Genomic DNA, 17,697 nt, shown 5'->3' with positions numbered 1-17,697 from the left:
GTCAGGGCCGTACCAGCAGTTGGAAGTCGAAGGAGTACCGCGAGGCGCGGTAGATGTGCGTGCCGTACTCGACGGCACGGCCGGTGTCGTCGTACGCCGTGCGCTGCATGGTCAGCAGGGCCGCGCCCGCCGGCTCGCCCAGCCGCTCGGCCTCCTCGGCGGTGGCACAGCGCGCGCCCACCGTCTGCCGGGCGCTGTGCAGGGTGATGCCGACGCTCCGCATCATCCGGTACAGGCCCGTGGCCTGGAGCCGCTCGGTGTCGAGGTCCAGCAGGCCCGCCGGCACGTAGTTGGACAGGAACGCCATCGGCTCTCCGTGTGCGAGGCGCAGGCGCTCCAGGTGGTGCACCTCCCCGCCCTCGGCGATCCCCAGCGCGGCCGCGACCTCGGCGGAGGCCCGCACCACCTCGTTGCGCAGCACCTGGGTCGCGGGCTTCTGTCCCGCGGCCTCCAGGTCGTCGTAGAGACTGCTCAGCTCCAGCGGGCGCTTGACCTGGCTGTGCACCACCTGTGTGCCCACTCCCCGGCGGCGGACCAGCAGGCCCTTGTCGACCAGCGACTGGATGGCCTGGCGCACCGTGGGCCGGGACAGGCCGAGCCGCCCGGCGAGCTCGATCTCGTTGCCCAGCAGGCTCCCCGGGCCCAGCACCCCGTGCTCGATCGCCGCCTCCAGCTGTTGCGCCAGCTGGTAGTAGAGGGGGACCGGGCTGCTGCGGTCGAGGGCGAAGTCGAGGGCATCGGGTGCGGAAGTGGTCACGGGGGGAGAATATGCCGCCGACTGGTTGACCGGAACACTTGTCATCATCTTGTCCTGACAATAGGGGAAAGTGTGGCCGGTGCGGGAGGCCATACGCCCGCTCCCGCACCCGCCGCCGCTCTCATCAGGAGTTGCTGGGGAACCCGAGGTTGATACCGCCGTCGGCCGGATCGGGCCAGCGCGTGGTGATCACCTTGCCCTGGGTGTAGAAGGCGACGCCGTCGTTGCCGTAGATGTGCAGGTCACCGAAGAGCGAGTCCTTCCAGCCACCGAAGGAGTGGTAGCCGACGGGCACCGGGATCGGCACGTTGACGCCGACCATGCCCGCCTGGACCTCCAGCTGGAAGCGGCGGGCCGCGCCGCCGTCCCGCGTGAAGATCGCGGTGCCGTTGCCCCAGCGCGAGCTGTTGATCAGCTTGATCGCGTCGTCGTAGGTGTCGGCACGCACCACGCACAGAACGGGGCCGAAGATCTCGTCCTGGTACGCGTCCGCCGTCACGGGCACCTTGTCCAGCAGCGACACGCCGATGAAGAAGCCGTCCTCGTGGCCCTCCACGGAGTATCCGGTGCCGTCGACCACGACCTCGGCGCCCTGCTCGGCCGCGCTCGTCACGTACGACGCCACCTTGTCGCGGTGCTCGCGCGTGATCAGCGGGCCCATCTCCGAAGCCGGGTCGTCTCCTGGGCCGATGCGCAGGTTCTTCGCGCGCTCGGCGATCTTCGCCACCAGCTCGTCACCGGTGTCGCCCACCGCCACGACCACGGACACGGCCATGCAGCGCTCGCCCGCCGAGCCGTACGCCGCGTTGATCGCCTGGTCGGCGGCGAAGTCCAGGTCCGCGTCCGGCAGCACCAGCATGTGGTTCTTGGCGCCGCCGAGGGCCTGCACGCGCTTGTCGTGCTCGACCGCCTTGAGCTGGATGTACTTGGCGATCGGCGTGGAGCCGACGAACGAGACCGCGGCGACGTCCGGGTGCTCCAGGAGCCGGTCCACGGCCACCTTGTCGCCCTGCACGATGTTGAACACGCCGTCCGGCAGGCCCGCCTCGGCGAGCAGCTCGGCGAGGCGGAAGGAGGCCGAGGGATCCTTCTCGCTGGGCTTGAGCACGAAGGTGTTGCCGGTCGCGATGGCGATCGGGAACATCCACATCGGCACCATGGCCGGGAAGTTGAACGGCGTGATGCCGGCGACGACGCCGAGCGGCTGGCGGATCGAGGCGACGTCGACCCGGGTGGAGACCTGGGTGGACAGCTCGCCCTTCAGCTTCTCGGAGATGCCGCAGGCCAGCTCCACGATCTCCATACCGCGCGCGACCTCGCCGAGCGCGTCGGAGTGGACCTTGCCGTGCTCCGCGGTGATCAGCTCGGCGATCTCGTCGCGGTGCGCGTCCAGCAGCTCGCGGAACTTGAACAGGATCGCCGTGCGCTTGGCGAGCGAGCTCTGTCCCCAGCTCTCGAACGCGGCCTTGGCGGTGGCGACCGCGGCGTCGACCTCGTCGACCGTGGCGAAGGCGATCTGCTTCTCCTGGGCGCCGGTGGCCGGGTTGTAGACGGGGCCGAAGCGGCCCGAGGTGCCCTCGACGGGCTTGCCGCCGATCCAGTGGGTGATGGTCTTCATGGTGCGGAGTGGGACCTTTCGTTCAGCGGAGGAGTCAGAGGTGGCGTCGGCGGCCGGCGACGTGCCGGTCGTAGCGCTCGCGGGCGGACACGGCGGCCTCGCGGGTGGCGACCTCGGCGACGGGCACGTCCCACCAGGCCTCGGCGGGTGGGGCGGTGGGCGTCGGGTCGGTCTCGACGTACACGCAGGTCGGCCGATCGGAGGCGCGCGCCGCGGCGAGCGCGTCGCGCAGTTCCCGTACGGTCTTGGCGCGCAGCACGTCCATGCCGAGGCTGGCGGCGTTGGCGGCCAGGTCCACCGGGAGCGGGGCCCCGGTGAAGGTGCCGTCGGCGGCCCGGTAGCGGTAGGCGGTGCCGAACCGTTCGCCGCCGGTCTCCTCCGACAGGCCGCCGATGGAGGCGTAGCCGTGGTTCTGGATCAGGACCAGGTTGACCGGCAGGCCCTCCTGGACCGCGGTCACGATCTCCGTCGGCATCATCAGGTACGTGCCGTCGCCGACCAGCGACCACACCGGCGTGCCGGGCGCGGCCTGCTGGACGCCGATGCCGGCCGGGATCTCGTAGCCCATGCAGGAGTAGCCGTACTCCAGGTGGTACTGGCGCGGAGAGCGGGCCCGCCACAGCTTGTGCAGGTCGCCGGGGAGCGAGCCGGCCGCGTTGATCACCACGTCGTCGTCGCCCACGACCGCGTCCAGGGCGCCGAGGACCTGGGTCTGGGTCGGCACGGAGTTCTCGTCGTCCGCCCGGTAGGCCGCCTGGACGACCTGCTCCCAGCGCTCCTTGCCCTCCCGGTACTCGGCCTCGTACGCCTCGCCCACCCGGTGGCCGGCCAGGCCCTCGGCGAGTGCCGTGAGGCCCGCGCGGGCGTCCCCGACCAGCGTGAGCGCCGCGAGCTTGTGGGCGTCGAAGGCCGTGATGTTGAGGTTGACGAACCGCACGCCGGGGTTCTGGAACAGCGTGTTCGACGCGGTGGTGAAGTCGCTGTAGCGGGTGCCGACGCCGATGACGAGATCGGCGGTGCGGGCGATGTCGTCGCAGACCGCCGTGCCGGTGTGTCCGATTCCGCCCAGGTCGGCCGGGTGGTCGTGGCGCAGTGATCCCTTGCCGGCCTGGGTGGAGGCCACCGGGATGCCGGTCGCGTCCACCAGCGCCTTGAGGGCCTCCTCCGCCTCACTGTGGTGGACGCCGCCGCCCGCCACGATCAGCGGTCGCTCGGCTGTGCGGATCGCCCGCACCGCCTCCGCCAGTTCCAGCGGGTCGGGGGCCGGGCGGCGTACGTGCCAGACGCGCTCGGCGAAGAACTCCTCCGGCCAGTCGAAGCCTTCCACCTGCACGTCCTGCGGCATCGCGAGGGTGACCGCGCCGGTCTCCGCCGGGTCGGTGAGGACCCGCATGGCGTTGAGCGCGGACGGGATCAGCATCTCCGGGCGGGTGATCCGGTCGAAGTAGCGGGAGACCGGGCGCAGCGTGTCGTTGACCGACACATCCGCCTCCACCGGGTGCTCCAGCTGCTGGAGCAGCGGGTCGGCGGCGCGCGTGGCGAAGTAGTCGCCGGGGAGCAGCAGGACCGGCAGGCGGTTGATGGTGGCCAGGGCCGCGCCGGTGACCAGGTTGGTGGCGCCCGGGCCGATGGAGGTGGTGACCGCCTGCGCGGAGAGCCGGCCCCGCTGGCGGGCGTAGCCGACGGCGGCGTGCACCATGGCCTGTTCGTTGCGGCCCTGGTGGAAGGGCATGGTGTCCTCGCCGGCCTCGAGCAGCGCCTGGCCGATGCCGGCGACGTTGCCGTGGCCGAAGATGCCCCAGGTGCCGGCGATCAGCCGGTGGCGTACGCCGTCGCGCTCGGTGTACTGGGCGGACAGGAACCGCACCAGCGCCTGGGCGACGGTCAGACGGCGGGTAGTGCTGCTCATCAGGGCTTCTCCGGTGCCGTGTAGAGGGGGAGACGGGGGTCGACGGGCTGCGCGGGCCAGGTGTCGCGGATCCACGCGTGGTCGGGGTGGTCGCAGATCAGCCAGGCGCGGTCGGGGTCGGGGCCCGCCATGACGTTCAGGTAGTACATGTCGTGGCCGGGAACCGCGATGGACGGTCCGTGCCAGCCGTCCGGGATGAGCACGACGTCACCGTCGCGCACCTCGGCCAGCACGTCCGTGTTGCTGCCCTGGCCGGAGGGGGAGACCCGCTGGTAGCCGAGTCCGGGCGCGCCGTCGTGGGCGGCGAACTCGAAGTAGTAGATCTCCTCCAGCTGCGACTCCTCGCCGGGCCGGTGCTCGTCGTGCTTGTGCGGCGGGAAGGAGGACCAGTTGCCGCCCGGCGTGATCACCTCGACGGCGATGAGCTTGTCGCACTCGAACACGCCGGCGGCACCGAAGTTGTTGACCTGGCGGGAGCAGTTGCCGGTGCCGCGCAGCTCGACCGGCACGGACGAGGCGGGCCCGTAACGGGCGGGCAGCCGGCGCTCGCAGCGGGCGCCGGTGAGCGCGAACCGGCCGCCGTCGCGGGACGCGATCGAGACCTGGGCGTCGCGCGGCACGTACGCGAAGTCACTGACCCCGCTGAAGACGCTCTCGCGGCCGTGCAGGCGAAACGTGTCACCGCCGACGGCGACGGTGCAGGAGCCGGACAGCGGGAGCACGATCCACTCGCTGTCGCCGGTGTCGAAGGAGTGCCAGCCGCCGGACGGCAGTTCGAGCACCTTCAGGCTGGAGTAGCCCCAGTCGGCCGACTCGGGGGTGACGTCGACCGCGTAGGCGCCGGTTGCGGCCTTGCCCGCGGGGAGGTGGTGCGCGGTGGTCATGATGCCCTTCTTCGTGGCCATGTGGCGTTCGTGGCGTTCGTGCGTTCCTGGCGTTCGTGCGGTCGTGGCGGGGATGCGGGCCGCGGTGTCACAGCAGCCCGACCGCGGTGTCCACCGCGGTCTCCACGCTGCCCTCGGCGGGGTACAGCAGGGACCGGCCGACGACCATCCCCTGGACGGTGGGCAGGCGCAGCGCCTTGCGCCACTTCTCGTAGGCGCCCTCCTGGTCCTTGCCGACCTCCCCGCCGAGGAGCACCGCCGGCAGTGTGGAGGCCTCCAGCGCCTCGGCCATGTCGTCGATGTCGTCGGTGACGGGCAGTTTCAGCCAGGTGTAGGCGGAGGTGCCGCCGAGACCCGAGGCTATGGCGATGGACCGGGTGACGGCCTCGCCGCTGAGGTCGTTGCGCACCCGGCCGTCGACCCGGCGGGATATGAACGGTTCGATGAACAGCGGCAGCCGGCGTGCGGCCATGTCGTCCACCGCCCTGGCCGTGGACTCCAGGGTCGTCAGGGAGCCCGGGTCGTCGTAGTCGATGCGCAGCAGCAGCTTGCCCGCGTCGAAGCGGAGCCGTTCGATGTCCTCGGCGCGGTGCCCGGTGAAGCGGTCGTCCATCTCGAAGGACGCGCCCGCGAGTCCGCCGCGGTTCATGGAGCCCATGACGACCTTGTCGTCCAGGACGCCGAGGAGCAGCAGGTCCTCCAGGATGTCCGCGGTGGCCAGCACCCCGTCCACACCGGGCCGGGACAGCGCGATGCACAGGCGCTCCAGCAGGTCGGCGCGGTTGGCCATGGCGAGGTGGTGGTCGCCGACACCGAGGGCGCCACGGGCCGGATGGTCCGCGGCGACGATCATGAGGCGGCCGTTGTCGCCGATCAGCGGGCGGCGGACCCGGCGGGCCGCGGCCTCGGCGATGGCCTCCGGGTGCCGGGCGCGCACCGTGGCGAGGTCGGGGATGCTGATGCTCAAGACAGGCTCCGTTCAGGGGTGGCGGCCGTGGGGCCGCGTGCGAGAGGCCGCGAGGCGACGGTCAGCCGCGGGCGACGAGGTCGGCGACCTCCGACTCGGTCGGCATCGCGGAGGAGCAGGCGAGGCGGGAGGCGACGAGCGCGCCGGCCGCGTTGGCGTGCCGCATGGTCTTCTCCAGCGGCCAGCCGGCGAGCAGCCCGTGGCACAGGGAGCCGCCGAAGGCGTCCCCGGCGCCGAGTCCGTTGACGACCTCCACCGGCACGGGCGGCACCTCGGCCGTCGTGCCGTCGCGGTGCACCGCGAGCACGCCCTTGGGGCCCTGCTTGACGACCGCGAGCTCCACACCGGCCTCCAGCAACGCCTCGGCGCAGGCCCGCGGTTCGCGTACGCCGGTGGCGATCTCGCACTCGTCGAGGTTGCCGACGGCCACCGTGGCGTGGCCCAGCGCCTCGCGGTAGTACGGGCGTGCGGTCTCGGGGTCGTTCCAGAACATGGGGCGCCAGTCGAGGTCGAACACCGTGATGCCGGCCTTGGCGCGGGCCTTGAGGGCGGCGAGCGTGGCCGAGCGGCTGGGCTCCTCGCTCAGGCCGGTACCGGTGATCCAGAAGATCCGGGCCGAGCGGATGGCGAAGAAGTCCAGCTCGTCGGTGTGGATCTCCAGGTCGGGGGCCTTGGGCCGGCGGTAGAAGTACAGGGGGAAGTCGTCCGGCGGGAAGATCTCGCAGAACGTGATGGGGGTCGGATACTCGTCGACGGGCGTGACGAACCGGTCGTCGACGCCGAACTCCTTCAGCTGCTGGTGCAGATAGGTGCCGAAGGGGTCGTTCCCGGTCCGGGTGATCACCGCCGTGTGGCGGCCGAGACGCGCCGCGGCCACCGCCACGTTCGCCGCCGAGCCGCCGAGGAACTTTCCGAAGGTCTCGACCTGGGGGAGCGGTACACCGGTCTGCAGCGGGTAGAGATCGACCCCGATGCGGCCCATGGTGATGAGATCGAAATGTTCGGCGGGCTCAGGCATGTGCGACGCTCCTCATGCGGGGGATGCGGGCGACCGGACGCCGGGTGGGCGGGCATCCGGCCCCGGATGCCTCACAGGTGTAGGCCGCGCGACGAGCCCCTGTCAAGGCTTTGTACTTACATTCGGACCTGCTTCTGAAATGATGTCTTAACAAAGTATTGACAGGTGGGTGCGACAGGGGTTTGTATCCCGTGCCAACGCAACCGCCGGTTCTCCGGCACATGACCCGGATGTCCGTCCGGGCCCTGACGGGGTCCGTTCGGCGCCGACCCTCCCCTTCCTCCCGGTCGCACAGTGAGGTGCAGGTTAAAGATGGACCGCACGTTTCACCCCCGCTCCCACAAAGTCGCCCCACTCGTCGCGCTGGCCGCCGCCTCCGCGCTCCTCGTCGCAGGCTGCTCCAGCAGCTCCGGCGGGAAGAAGGCGGAGGACGCGAGCAACAACGTCTCCGCAGGCAAGGCCAACACTCCTCAGATGACGGTGGCGCTGGTGACCCACCAGGCGCCCGGCGACACCTTCTGGGACATCGTCCGCAAGGGAGCCGAGGCGGCGGCGGCCAAGGACAACATCAAGCTCGTCTACTCCAGCGACCCCAACGCGGGCAACCAGGCCAACCTGGTGCAGAACGCGATCGACCAGAAGGTCGACGGCATCGCGGTCACCCTCGCCAAGCCGGACGCGATGAAGGACGTCATCAGCAAGGCCACCCAGGCGAAGATACCCGTGGTCGGCCTGAACTCCGGTCTGAGCGACTGGAAGAAGCTGGGCCTGATGGAGTTCTTCGGGCAGGACGAGACGGTGGCCGGTGAGGCGTTCGGCAAGCGGCTGAACGAGCTGGGCGCCAAGAACACCGTGTGTGTGATCCAGGAGCAGGGCAACGTCGGCCTCACCCAACGCTGCGACGGGCTGAAGAAGACGTTCACCGGCAAGACGCAGATCCTGTACGTCAACGGCACCGACATGCCGTCCGTGAAGTCGACGATCAGCGCGAAGCTCAAGCAGGACGGCTCCATCGACTACGTGGCCACGCTGGGCGCCCCGTACGCCCTGACCGCGGTGCAGTCGGTCTCCGACGCCGGCAGCAAGGCGAAGGTCGCCACCTTCGACCTGAACAAGGACCTGACCAACGCCATCAAGAAGGGCGACATCCAGTTCGCCGTCGACCAGCAGCCCTACCTGCAGGGCTACCTGGCGATCGACTCCCTGTGGCTCTACAAGAACAACGGCAACTACAGCGGCGGCGGCGAGCAGCCGGTGCTGACCGGCCCGGCCTTCGTCGACAAGTCCAACGTCGACACCATCGCGACGTTCGCCGCCAAGGGCACGAGGTGATCCCATGACTCAGCAGGCTGTGCCGGCGGTGACCTCACCGCCGGCCTCCGGCCCCAAGGAACGCGACGGCCGGACCGTGGAGCGCTCCCTCGTGGTGCGGCTGCTCGGTCGGCCGGAGGTCGGCGTCTTCCTCGGCGCCGTCGCCGTGTTCGTCTTCTTCTTCGCCATGGCTCCCACGTTCCGCTCGGGCAGCGCCATGGCCACCGTCCTCTACCAGTCGTCCACCATTGGGATCATGGCCCTGCCCGTGGCCCTGCTGATGATCGGCGGCGAGTTCGACCTGTCGGCCGGTGTCGCGGTGATCACCTCCGCGCTGACCGCGAGCATGATCAGCTTCCAGCTGACGATGAACGTCTGGGTCGGCGTGGTCGTCGCCCTCGTCGTCTCGCTCGCGATCGGCGCCTTCAACGGCTGGATGATGGTGCGCACCGGGCTGCCCAGCTTCCTGGTCACCCTCGGCACCTTCCTCGGCCTGCAGGGCATCAACCTCGCGGTCACCAAGCTGGTCACCGGCAACGTGGCGACCGACGACATCAGCGACATGGACGGCTTCGACCAGGCCAAGGCGGTCTTCTCGTCGAGCTTCACCGTCGGCGGCGTCCAGTTCAAGATCACCGTGCTGTGGTGGCTGTTCTTCGCGGCACTGGCGACCTGGGTGCTGCTGCGCACCAAGTACGGCAACTGGATCTTCGCGGTCGGCGGCAACAAGGACAGCGCCCGTGCCGTCGGTGTCCCGGTGAAGTTCACCAAGATCTCGCTGTTCATGCTGGTCGGCTTCGGCGCCTGGTTCGTCGGCATGCACCAGCTGTTCGCCTTCAACACCGTGCAGTCCGGTGAGGGCGTCGGCCAGGAGCTGATCTACATCGCCGCGGCGGTCATCGGCGGCTGCCTGCTCACCGGCGGCTACGGTTCCGCGATCGGTCCCGTCTTCGGTGCTTTCATGTTCGGCATGGTCAGCCAGGGCATCGTCTACGCCGGCTGGAACCCCGACTGGTTCAAGGCCTTCCTCGGCGTGATGCTTCTCGGCGCCACGCTCATCAATCTGTGGGTCCAGAAGTCCGCGACCCGGAGGTGACCACCCATGACCACCGCTGACCTCGACCAGAAAAACGGCACGGCCACCCCGGCGGACCAGGCCCCCATCGTGGAACTGCGCGGCGCCGGCAAGTCCTACGGCAACATCCGGGCCCTGCACGGCGTCGACCTCGCCGTCCACCCGGGCAGGGTCACCTGCGTGCTCGGCGACAACGGCGCCGGCAAGTCCACCCTCATCAAGATCGTCTCCGGGCTGCACCAGCACACCGAGGGCGAGTTTCTCGTCGATGGCGAGCCGGTGAAGTTCACCACCCCGCGCGACGCCCTCGACAAGGGCATCGCCACCGTCTACCAGGACCTCGCGACCGTGCCGCTGATGCCGGTGTGGCGGAACTTCTTCCTCGGCTCCGAGATGACCAAGGGACCCTGGCCCATCCGTCGCCTCGACATCGCCCGGATGAAGAAGACCGCGGACGAAGAGCTGCGGAACATGGGCATCGTCCTGGACGACCTCGAGCAGCCCATCGGCACCCTCTCCGGCGGCCAGCGCCAGTGCGTCGCCATCGCCCGCGCCGTCTACTTCGGCGCCCGCGTCCTCATCCTGGACGAGCCCACCGCCGCCCTCGGCGTCAAGCAGTCCGGAGTGGTCCTGAAGTACGTCGCCGCCGCCCGCGAGCGCGGCCTCGGCGTCATCTTCATCACCCACAACCCGCACCACGCCTACATGGTCGGCGACCACTTCAGCGTGCTGCGGCTGGGCACCCTCGAACTCAGTGCCTCCCGCAGTGAGGTCAGCCTCGAGGAGCTGACCAACCACATGGCAGGCGGCGCCGAACTCGCCGCGCTCAAGCACGAACTGGCGCAGGTCAGCGGCGTCGACGTCGAGGAGCTCCCGGAAGCGAAGGACCTCCGGGCGTCCGCGGCGGTATCACCCGAAGGGAACTCCTGACATGACCACTGTCCCCTCCCTGGACCGCATCCGGGTGGGCTCCGCCCCGGACTCCTGGGGCGTCTGGTTCCCCGACGACCCGCAGCAGGTGCCCTGGGAACGCTTCCTGGACGAGGTCGCCGAGGCCGGCTACTCCTGGATCGAGCTCGGCCCCTACGGCTACCTGCCGACCGACCCGGCGCGGCTCACCGACGAGGTGAACAAGCGGAACCTGAAGGTGTCGGCCGGCACGGTCTTCACCTCCCTGCACCGCGGACCGTCCGTGTGGGAGTCGACCTGGGAGCACGTCAGCCAGGTCGCCGCGCTCGCCCAGGCCATGGACGCGAAGCACCTGGTGGTCATCCCCTCCTTCTGGCGGGACGACAAGACCGCCGAGATCCTGGAGCCCTCGGAGCTGACCTCGGAGCAGTGGGCGCACCTGACCAAGGGCATGGAGCGGCTCGGTCACGAGGTCAAGGAGACCTACGGCCTCGACATCGTGGTCCACCCGCACGCCGACACCCACATCGACACCGAGGAGCACGTCGAGCGCTTCCTCGACTCCACCGACTCCGACCTCGTCAACCTCTGCCTGGACACCGGGCACTACGCCTACTGCGGTGGCGACAGCGTCAAGCTGATCGAGACCTACGGCGAGCGCATCGGCTACCTGCACCTCAAGCAGGTCGACCCGGAGATCCTCGCGGACGTCGTCAGCAACGGGGTGCCGTTCGGGCCCGCCGTGCAGCGCGGCGTGATGTGCGAACCCCCGGCCGGCGTGCCCGCGCTGGAGCCGGTGCTGGCCGCCGCTCAGGGCCTGGGCGTCGACCTGTTCGCCATCGTCGAGCAGGACATGTACCCCTGCGAGCCGGACAAGCCGCTGCCCATCGCCGTCCGCACCCGCAAGTTCCTCCGCTCCTGCGGCGCCTGACCCCCGAAGGGACCAGCAACACCATGACTCAGCGTGGAACGCTCGGAGTCGCCGTCATCGGTACGGGCAGGATGGGTGCCGACCATGTGCGCCGCATCGACGAGGTGATCAGCGGGGCACGGGTGGCCGCCGTCGTGGACGTCGACGCGGAGCGGGCCAAGTCCGTCGCCGCGGGCGTCGAGGGCTGCACCGCCTACACCGAACCGGCCGCCGCGATGGCCGCCGAGGACGTCGACGCCGTACTGATCGCCTCGCCCGGACCCGCGCACGAGGCCGCCCTGCTCACCGCCTTCGAGCACGACCTGCCCGTGCTGTGCGAGAAGCCCCTCACCCCCGACGCGGCCTCGGCCCTGCGCATCCTCGAGGCCGAGCAGAAGCTGGGTCACCGGCGCGTCCAGGTCGGCTTCATGCGGCGCTACGACGCCGAGTACGTCAAGCTCAAGGCGCTGCTGGACAGCGGCCAGCTGGGCCGGCCGCTGATGCTGCACAACCGGCACCGCAACGCGGGCAGCCCGCCCGGCTTCACCGAGGCGATGCTCATCAACGACTCCGTCGTGCATGAGATGGACATCACCCGCTGGCTGCTCGGCCAGGAGATCACCGCGGTGACGGTGCTGCGCCCGACACCGTCGGGCAACGCCCCCGAGGGCCTCTCCGACCCGCAGTTCGTCGTCTTCGAGACCGACGGCGGCGCGCTCGTCGACGTCGAGATCTTCGTCAACTGCGGCTTCGGCTACCAGGTGCAGGCCGAGGTGGTCTGCGAGTCGGGCACCGCCCGGATCGGCGACGGACACGCCATGGTCACCAACATGGCGGGCCGCTGGGGCGGCACCATCGCCCCGGACTTCGTGGAGCGCTTCGCCGAGGCCTACGACCGCGAGGTGCAGGCCTGGGTCGACGCCACCCGGCGCGGCGAGGTCACCGGTCCGAGCGTCTGGGACGGTTACGCGGCGGCGGCGGTCTGCGAGGCGGGCGTCCGCGCGCAGGCGGAGGGGCGGCGCGTCGAAGTCGAACTGATCGAACGTCCCGCGCTCTACCGCTGATCCGCCGGGCGTTCCGGCACATGACGTCGGCGGGGGGCCGGTCGAAGGACCGGCCCCCCGCCCACGTCTTTGACAGGGCACCCGCAGGCGGACGGAACACTTTTCCACAGGACTGGTCACGCAACGTCACGGACGCGTACCGTTCGTGGCATGAAGATCCTCATCAGCGCCGACATGGAGGGCGCCACCGGTGTGACCTGGCCGGCCGACGTGTTGCCCGGGACACCGCAGTGGGAGCGGTGCCGGTCGATGTTCACCTCCGACGTGAACGCCGCCGTGCTCGGCTTCCTCGACGGCGGTGCGGACGAGGTGCTGATCAACGAGGCCCACTGGACCATGCGCAATCTGCTCCTCGAGCGGTTGGACGAGCGGGCGCAGATGCTCACCGGGCGGCACAAGTCGCTGTCCATGGTCGAGGGCGTGCAGCACGGCGACGTGGACGGCATCGCCTTCATCGGCTACCACGCGGGGGCCGGTATGGAGGGGGTGCTGGCGCACACCTACCTCGCCAACTCCATCACCGGGGTCTGGCTCAATGACGCCCGCGCCAGCGAGGGCCTGCTGAACGCGCACGTCGTCGCCGAGTACGGCGTGCCCGTCGTGCTCGTCACCGGCGACGACGTGGCCTGCGAGGACGCGCTCGGCTACGCGCCGGAGGCGCTCAAGGTGGCCGTCAAGGACCATGTGTCGCGGTACGCGGCCGTGTGCCGCACCCCGGCCCGGACCGCCGCCGACATCCGCGCCGCGGCCAAGGAAGCCGCGTCCCTGGCGGTGCGTCACCAGCCGGTGGAGCGGGGGCCGTTCACCATCGCGCTGGAGTTCGACGCCGAGCACCTCGCGATGTCCGCCACGGTCGTCCCGGGCGTGGACCGCATCGGTGAGCGCAAGGTGGCGTACACGAGCGCCACCATGTACGAGGGGATCCGGACGTTCAAGGCGGTCACCACGATCGTCTCGGCCGCGGTGGAGGAACAGTATGGCTGACCGGCAGGCACTCGACGAGGTCGTGCGGTTCACGTCCGACCTCATCCGCATCGACACCACCAACCGCGGCGGCGGCGACTGCCGGGAGCGGCCCGCCGCCGAGTACGCGGCCGAGCGGCTGGCCGAGGCCGGCCTGGAGCCCGCGCTCCTGGAGCGCACCCCGGGCCGGACGAACGTCGTCGCGCGCATCGAGGGCACCGACCCCTGCGCCGACGCGCTGCTCCTTCACGGCCATCTCGACGTGGTGCCCGCCGAGGCCGCGGACTGGAGCGTGCACCCGTTCTCCGGCGAGGTGCGCGACGGGGTGGTGTGGGGCCGGGGCGCGGTCGACATGAAGAACATGGACGCGATGATCCTCGCCGTCGTACGGCACTGGGCGCGCTCGGGCACCAGGCCCCGGCGTGATCTCGTCATCGCCTTCACCGCCGACGAGGAGGCCAGCGCCGAGGACGGCTCCGGATACCTCGCGGACCGGCACGCGGACCTCTTCGAGGGATGCACGGAAGGCGTCAGCGAGTCGGGGGCGTTCACCTTCCACGCCGGCGACGGACGGCAGATCTACCCGATCGCGGCCGGTGAGCGCGGCACCGGATGGCTGAAGCTGACCGCGCGCGGCCGGGCGGGCCACGGCTCCAAGGTCAACCGCGACAACGCGGTCACCCGGCTCGCCGCCGCAGTCACCCGCATCGGCGCTCACGAATGGCCGCTCCGGCTCACCCCCACCGTGCGCTCCGCGCTCACCGAACTCGCCGCGCTGTACGGGATCGAGGCCGATCTCGACGACGTGGACGGCCTGATGAAGAAGCTCGGCCCGGCCGCCGCGCTCGTCGAGGCCACCGTCCGCAACAGCACCAACCCGACCATGCTGAGCGCCGGTTACAAGGTGAACGTGATCCCGGGCGAGGCCGTCGCCTATGTCGACGGACGATATCTGCCCGGTACGGAGGACGAGTTCCTCACGACGCTGGACGAACTCACCGGAGCGGACGTGGACTGGGAGTTCCACCACCGGGAGGTCGCCCTCCAGGCGCCGGTGGACTCGCCGACGTTCGGGCGGATGCGGGCCGCCGTCCAGGAGTTCGCGCCCGAGGGGCACGTGGTGCCTTACTGCATGTCGGGCGGCACGGACGCCAAGCAGTTCTCCCGCCTCGGCATCACCGGTTACGGGTTCACACCGCTCAAGCTCCCCGAGGGCTTCGACTACCAGGCCATGTTTCACGGCGTCGACGAACGCGTGCCCGTGGAGGCGCTGCACTTCGGCGTCCACGTCCTCGACCGCTTTCTGCGCACGGCCTAGGAGGGAGTGGGGGAGATGGCACGGACCCTGCCGTACGGGGCGTGGCCCTCGCCCGTCGACGCGGCCCTGGCCGCCGCGCACGGCGGCCAGCCGGAGGCCGTGGGCTTCGTGGGCGAGGAGGCGTGGTGGACCGAACCCCGCCCCGCCGAGAGAGGCCGGCGCACCCTGGTCAGGCGCACGGCGGACGGCCGGGAGGTCTCGGTCCTGCCCCCGCCGTGGAACGTGCGCAGCCGCGTCATGGAGTACGGCGGCCGGCCCTGGACGGGAGCGATGCTCCCGGAGGGACCGCTGGTGATGTTCGTGCACTTCGCGGACCAGCGGTTGTACGCCTACGAGCCGGAGGCGCCGGGCAGTCGGCCGCGCCCGCTCACCCCGCGGTCGTCGGTGGGCGGCGGACTGCGCTGGGTCGACCCCCGACCGCACGTCGAGCGCGGTGAAGTGTGGTGCGTGCTGGAGGAGTTCACCGGCGACGGGTCCGCGGACGTGCGGCGGGTGCCGGCCGCCGTACCGCTGGACGGCTCGGCGGCCGAGGACCGGGACGCCGTTCGCGAACTCACGGACGCGCGCCACCGGTTCGTCACCGGCCCCCGTCTCTCACCGGACGGGCGCCGCGCGGCCTGGCTCGCCTGGGACCATCCGCGCATGCCGTGGGACGGCACCGAGTTGCTCGTCGCCGAGGTCACCGGCGAGGGGACGCTCGGGGAGCCGCGTGCCGTGGCCGGTGGCCCCGAGGAGTCGATCGCGCAGGCCGAGTGGGCGCCCGACGGCTCCCTGCTGTACGTGAGCGACCGCACCGGCTGGTGGAACCTCTACCGGGACGGTGTGCCCCTGTGCCCGCGCGAGGAGGAGTTCGGCGGCCCGCTGTGGAAGGTCGGACTGCAGTGGTTCGCGCCCCTGGACGACGGCACCGTCGCCGTCGTGCACGGCAGGGGAGCGGGCCGGCTCGGGATCCTCGACCCGGTCGGCGGCGAGGTCGTCGACGTGCCCGGACCCTGGACCGAGTTCGCCGCCACGCTCGCCGCGCACGGCAGCCGCGTCGTCGCCGTCGGCGCCGGCCCGCGCACCGCGTACGAGGTCGTCGAACTGGACGTCGCCACCGGCCACGCCCGCGTGATCGGTGCGGCGCACGAGGACCCCGTCGACCCCGCCTACTACCCCGAGCCGCAGGTCCGCACCTTCACCGGGCCCGGAGGCCGCGAGATCCACGCGCACGTCCACCCGCCGCGCCATCCCGAGTGCGTCGCGCCCGACGGCCCACCGCCGCCGTACGTCGTCTGGGCGCACGGCGGCCCGACCAGCCGCGCCCCCCTCGTCCTCGATCTGGAGATCGCCTACTTCACCTCGCGCGGCATCGGCGTCGCCGAGGTGAACTACGGCGGCTCCACCGGCTACGGACGCGCGTACCGCGACCGGCTGCGCGGACAGTGGGGCGTCGTCGACGTCGAGGACTGCGCGGCCGTGGCGCTCGCCCTCGCCGAGGAGGGCACCGCCGACCGGGACCGGCTCGCCGTGCGCGGCGGCAGCGCCGGCGGTTGGACGACGGCCGTGTCCCTGACGTCGACCGACGTGTACGCCTGCGGAACGATCAGCTACCCGGTCCTCGACCTGGCGAGCTGGGGTACGGGGGAGACCCACGACTTCGAGTCGCGGTACCTGGAGACGTTGGTCGGACCGTATGCCGAGGTGCCCGGCCGGTACGCCGAGCGGTCGCCCGTGGAGCACGCCGACCGGATCGCCGTCCCCTTCCTGCTGCTGCAGGGGCTCGAGGACCCGATCTGCCCGCCCGCGCAGTGCGAGCGGTTCCTGGCCCGGCTCCGGGGGCGGCGGATCCCGCACGCCTACCTCGCCTTCGAGGGCGAGGGGCACGGCTTCCGGCGGGCTGAGACCATGGTGCGTGCCCTGGAGGCCGAGCTGTCCCTGTACGCGCAGGTCTTCGGGCTGAACCCGCCCGGCATCCCGACCCTGGAGCTCACCGAGTGACCCACCTCATCAGGCCGCCCAGACTCGCCCCCGGCGCCCGTGTGGCCGTCGTCGCGCCCAGCGGTCCCGTGATCGAGGAGCGGCTCGCCGCCGGTCTCGACATCCTGCGCGGCTGGGACCTGGACCCGGTCGTGGCCCCCCACGTGCTCGACCGGCACCCCGAGTTCCCCTACCTCGCGGGCACGGACGCCGACCGCGCCGCCGACTTCCAGAGCGCCTGGTGCGACCCGGAGGTGTCGGCGGTCCTGTGCGCCCGCGGCGGGTACGGGGTGCAACGCATGCTGGACCTGCTCGACTGGGACGCGCTGCGCGCCGCCGGGCCCAAGGTGCTGGTCGGCTACAGCGACATCACCGCGCTGCACGAGGCGTTCGCGGCCCGCCTCGGCCTGGTCACGCTGCACGGGCCGATGGTGGCGGCCGCCGACTTCCTCAAGAACACGCGCACGCAGGACCACTTGCGGGCGACCCTCTTCGCGCCGGAGTCCGTACGGACCATCGCCTCCTCCGGCACCGCGCTCGTGCCCGGCCGCGCCCGGGGCGTCACCTCCGGCGGATGTCTGGCCCTGATCGCTGCCGAGGTCGGCACCCCGCACGCCCGGCCCGGCGCGCCGGGCGGGCTGCTGCTGCTCGAGGACATCGGCGAGAAGGCGTATCGCGTCGACCGGCTCCTCACCCAGCTCCTGCGCTCGGGCCGACTCGACGGCGTCACCGGGATCGCGCTCGGCTCCTGGGAGGAGTGCGGCCCGTACGAGCTGCTGCGCGCCGTCTTCGCCGACCGGCTCGGCGGGCTCGGCGTACCGGTTGTGGAGCGGTTCGGTTTCGGCCACGGCGAAGGAGCCCTGACGATGCCGCTCGGCGTCGCCGCGCAACTGGACGCGGACACGGGGACGCTCACGTTGGAGGTCCCGGCGCTGGCGTGACGCCGATCCACCGTCCACCGTCCGCCGATCCACCGTCCACCGTCCGCCGATCCGTCGGTCACCTGTCCAGCTCGTCCGTCGGTCGCCTGTCCGG

General features: G+C 71.2%; 15 protein-coding genes. 9 read left to right on the top strand and 6 right to left on the bottom strand.

Annotation, left to right across the window (positions count from 1 at the left end):
• Position 1 precedes the first annotated feature (1 nt).
• The 6 genes from ACFYZJ_RS29070 to iolC form a co-directional block, all read right to left on the bottom strand.
• Positions 2-802: a GntR family transcriptional regulator gene (locus tag ACFYZJ_RS29070; RefSeq protein ID WP_388572871.1), complete on the bottom strand. Its 801-nt coding sequence runs from the start codon at positions 800-802 to the stop codon at positions 2-4.
• 79 nt (positions 803-881) lie between these two features.
• Positions 882-2,375, bottom strand: coding sequence for a CoA-acylating methylmalonate-semialdehyde dehydrogenase (locus tag ACFYZJ_RS29065; protein ID WP_388572782.1), 1,494 nt, complete (start codon positions 2,373-2,375; stop codon positions 882-884).
• Positions 2,376-2,409: 34 nt separating this feature from the next.
• A complete protein-coding gene (gene iolD, locus ACFYZJ_RS29060; RefSeq protein WP_388572780.1) occupies positions 2,410-4,284 on the bottom strand; it encodes a 3D-(3,5/4)-trihydroxycyclohexane-1,2-dione acylhydrolase (decyclizing) in 1,875 nt (624 codons plus the stop codon).
• Positions 4,284-5,168 carry a 5-deoxy-glucuronate isomerase gene (gene iolB / locus ACFYZJ_RS29055; protein WP_388572869.1) on the bottom strand — a complete coding sequence of 295 codons (885 nt, stop codon included), beginning with the start codon at positions 5,166-5,168 and terminating at the stop codon, positions 4,284-4,286. Before iolB ends, iolD begins: the two co-directional genes overlap by 1 nt.
• 88 nt (positions 5,169-5,256) lie before the next feature.
• Complete coding sequence (locus ACFYZJ_RS29050) at positions 5,257-6,135, bottom strand: deoxyribose-phosphate aldolase (RefSeq protein ID WP_388572778.1); 879 nt, start codon at positions 6,133-6,135, stop codon at positions 5,257-5,259.
• A 61-nt stretch (positions 6,136-6,196) separates the two neighbouring features.
• Positions 6,197-7,153 (bottom strand): 5-dehydro-2-deoxygluconokinase, encoded by a 957-nt coding sequence (gene iolC / locus ACFYZJ_RS29045; protein ID WP_388572776.1) that lies wholly within the window; start codon positions 7,151-7,153, stop codon positions 6,197-6,199.
• Positions 7,154-7,465: 312 nt separating this feature from the next.
• On the opposite strand from iolC, the gene ACFYZJ_RS29040 reads away from it, so the two are divergent.
• The 9 genes from ACFYZJ_RS29040 (at position 7,466) to ACFYZJ_RS29000 (ending at position 17,603) form a co-directional block, all read left to right on the top strand.
• A complete protein-coding gene (locus ACFYZJ_RS29040; RefSeq protein ID WP_388572774.1) occupies positions 7,466-8,485 on the top strand; it encodes a sugar ABC transporter substrate-binding protein in 1,020 nt (339 codons plus the stop codon).
• Between the two features lie 4 nt (positions 8,486-8,489).
• On the top strand, positions 8,490-9,560 hold the full coding sequence (locus ACFYZJ_RS29035; protein ID WP_388572772.1) for an ABC transporter permease: 1,071 nt from the start codon (positions 8,490-8,492) through the stop codon (positions 9,558-9,560).
• 6 nt (positions 9,561-9,566) lie between these two features.
• Positions 9,567-10,469: an ATP-binding cassette domain-containing protein gene (locus ACFYZJ_RS29030; RefSeq protein ID WP_388572770.1), complete on the top strand. Its 903-nt coding sequence runs from the start codon at positions 9,567-9,569 to the stop codon at positions 10,467-10,469.
• Between the two features lies 1 nt (position 10,470).
• A complete protein-coding gene (locus ACFYZJ_RS29025; protein WP_388572768.1) occupies positions 10,471-11,379 on the top strand; it encodes a sugar phosphate isomerase/epimerase family protein in 909 nt (302 codons plus the stop codon).
• A gap of 23 nt (positions 11,380-11,402) precedes the next feature.
• Positions 11,403-12,422 (top strand): Gfo/Idh/MocA family protein, encoded by a 1,020-nt coding sequence (locus tag ACFYZJ_RS29020; protein ID WP_388572766.1) that lies wholly within the window; start codon positions 11,403-11,405, stop codon positions 12,420-12,422.
• A 150-nt stretch (positions 12,423-12,572) separates the two neighbouring features.
• Positions 12,573-13,406 carry a M55 family metallopeptidase gene (locus tag ACFYZJ_RS29015; protein ID WP_388572764.1) on the top strand — a complete coding sequence of 278 codons (834 nt, stop codon included), beginning with the start codon at positions 12,573-12,575 and terminating at the stop codon, positions 13,404-13,406.
• Complete coding sequence (locus ACFYZJ_RS29010) at positions 13,399-14,703, top strand: M20/M25/M40 family metallo-hydrolase (RefSeq protein ID WP_388572762.1); 1,305 nt, start codon at positions 13,399-13,401, stop codon at positions 14,701-14,703. The genes ACFYZJ_RS29015 and ACFYZJ_RS29010 overlap by 8 nt, the downstream gene beginning before the upstream one ends.
• Positions 14,704-14,718: 15 nt before the next feature.
• A complete protein-coding gene (locus tag ACFYZJ_RS29005) occupies positions 14,719-16,683 on the top strand; it encodes a prolyl oligopeptidase family serine peptidase (protein ID WP_388572760.1) in 1,965 nt (654 codons plus the stop codon).
• Positions 16,680-17,603, top strand: coding sequence for an LD-carboxypeptidase (locus ACFYZJ_RS29000; RefSeq protein ID WP_388572758.1), 924 nt, complete (start codon positions 16,680-16,682; stop codon positions 17,601-17,603). Before ACFYZJ_RS29005 ends, ACFYZJ_RS29000 begins: the two co-directional genes overlap by 4 nt.
• Positions 17,604-17,697: the final 94 nt, after the last annotated feature.

It is taken from the genome of Streptomyces sp. NPDC001848 (genome assembly GCF_042891915.1).
Classification (GTDB): Bacteria; Actinomycetota; Actinomycetes; order Streptomycetales; family Streptomycetaceae; genus Streptomyces.
This window is presented reverse-complemented; position numbering and strand designations above follow the sequence as displayed.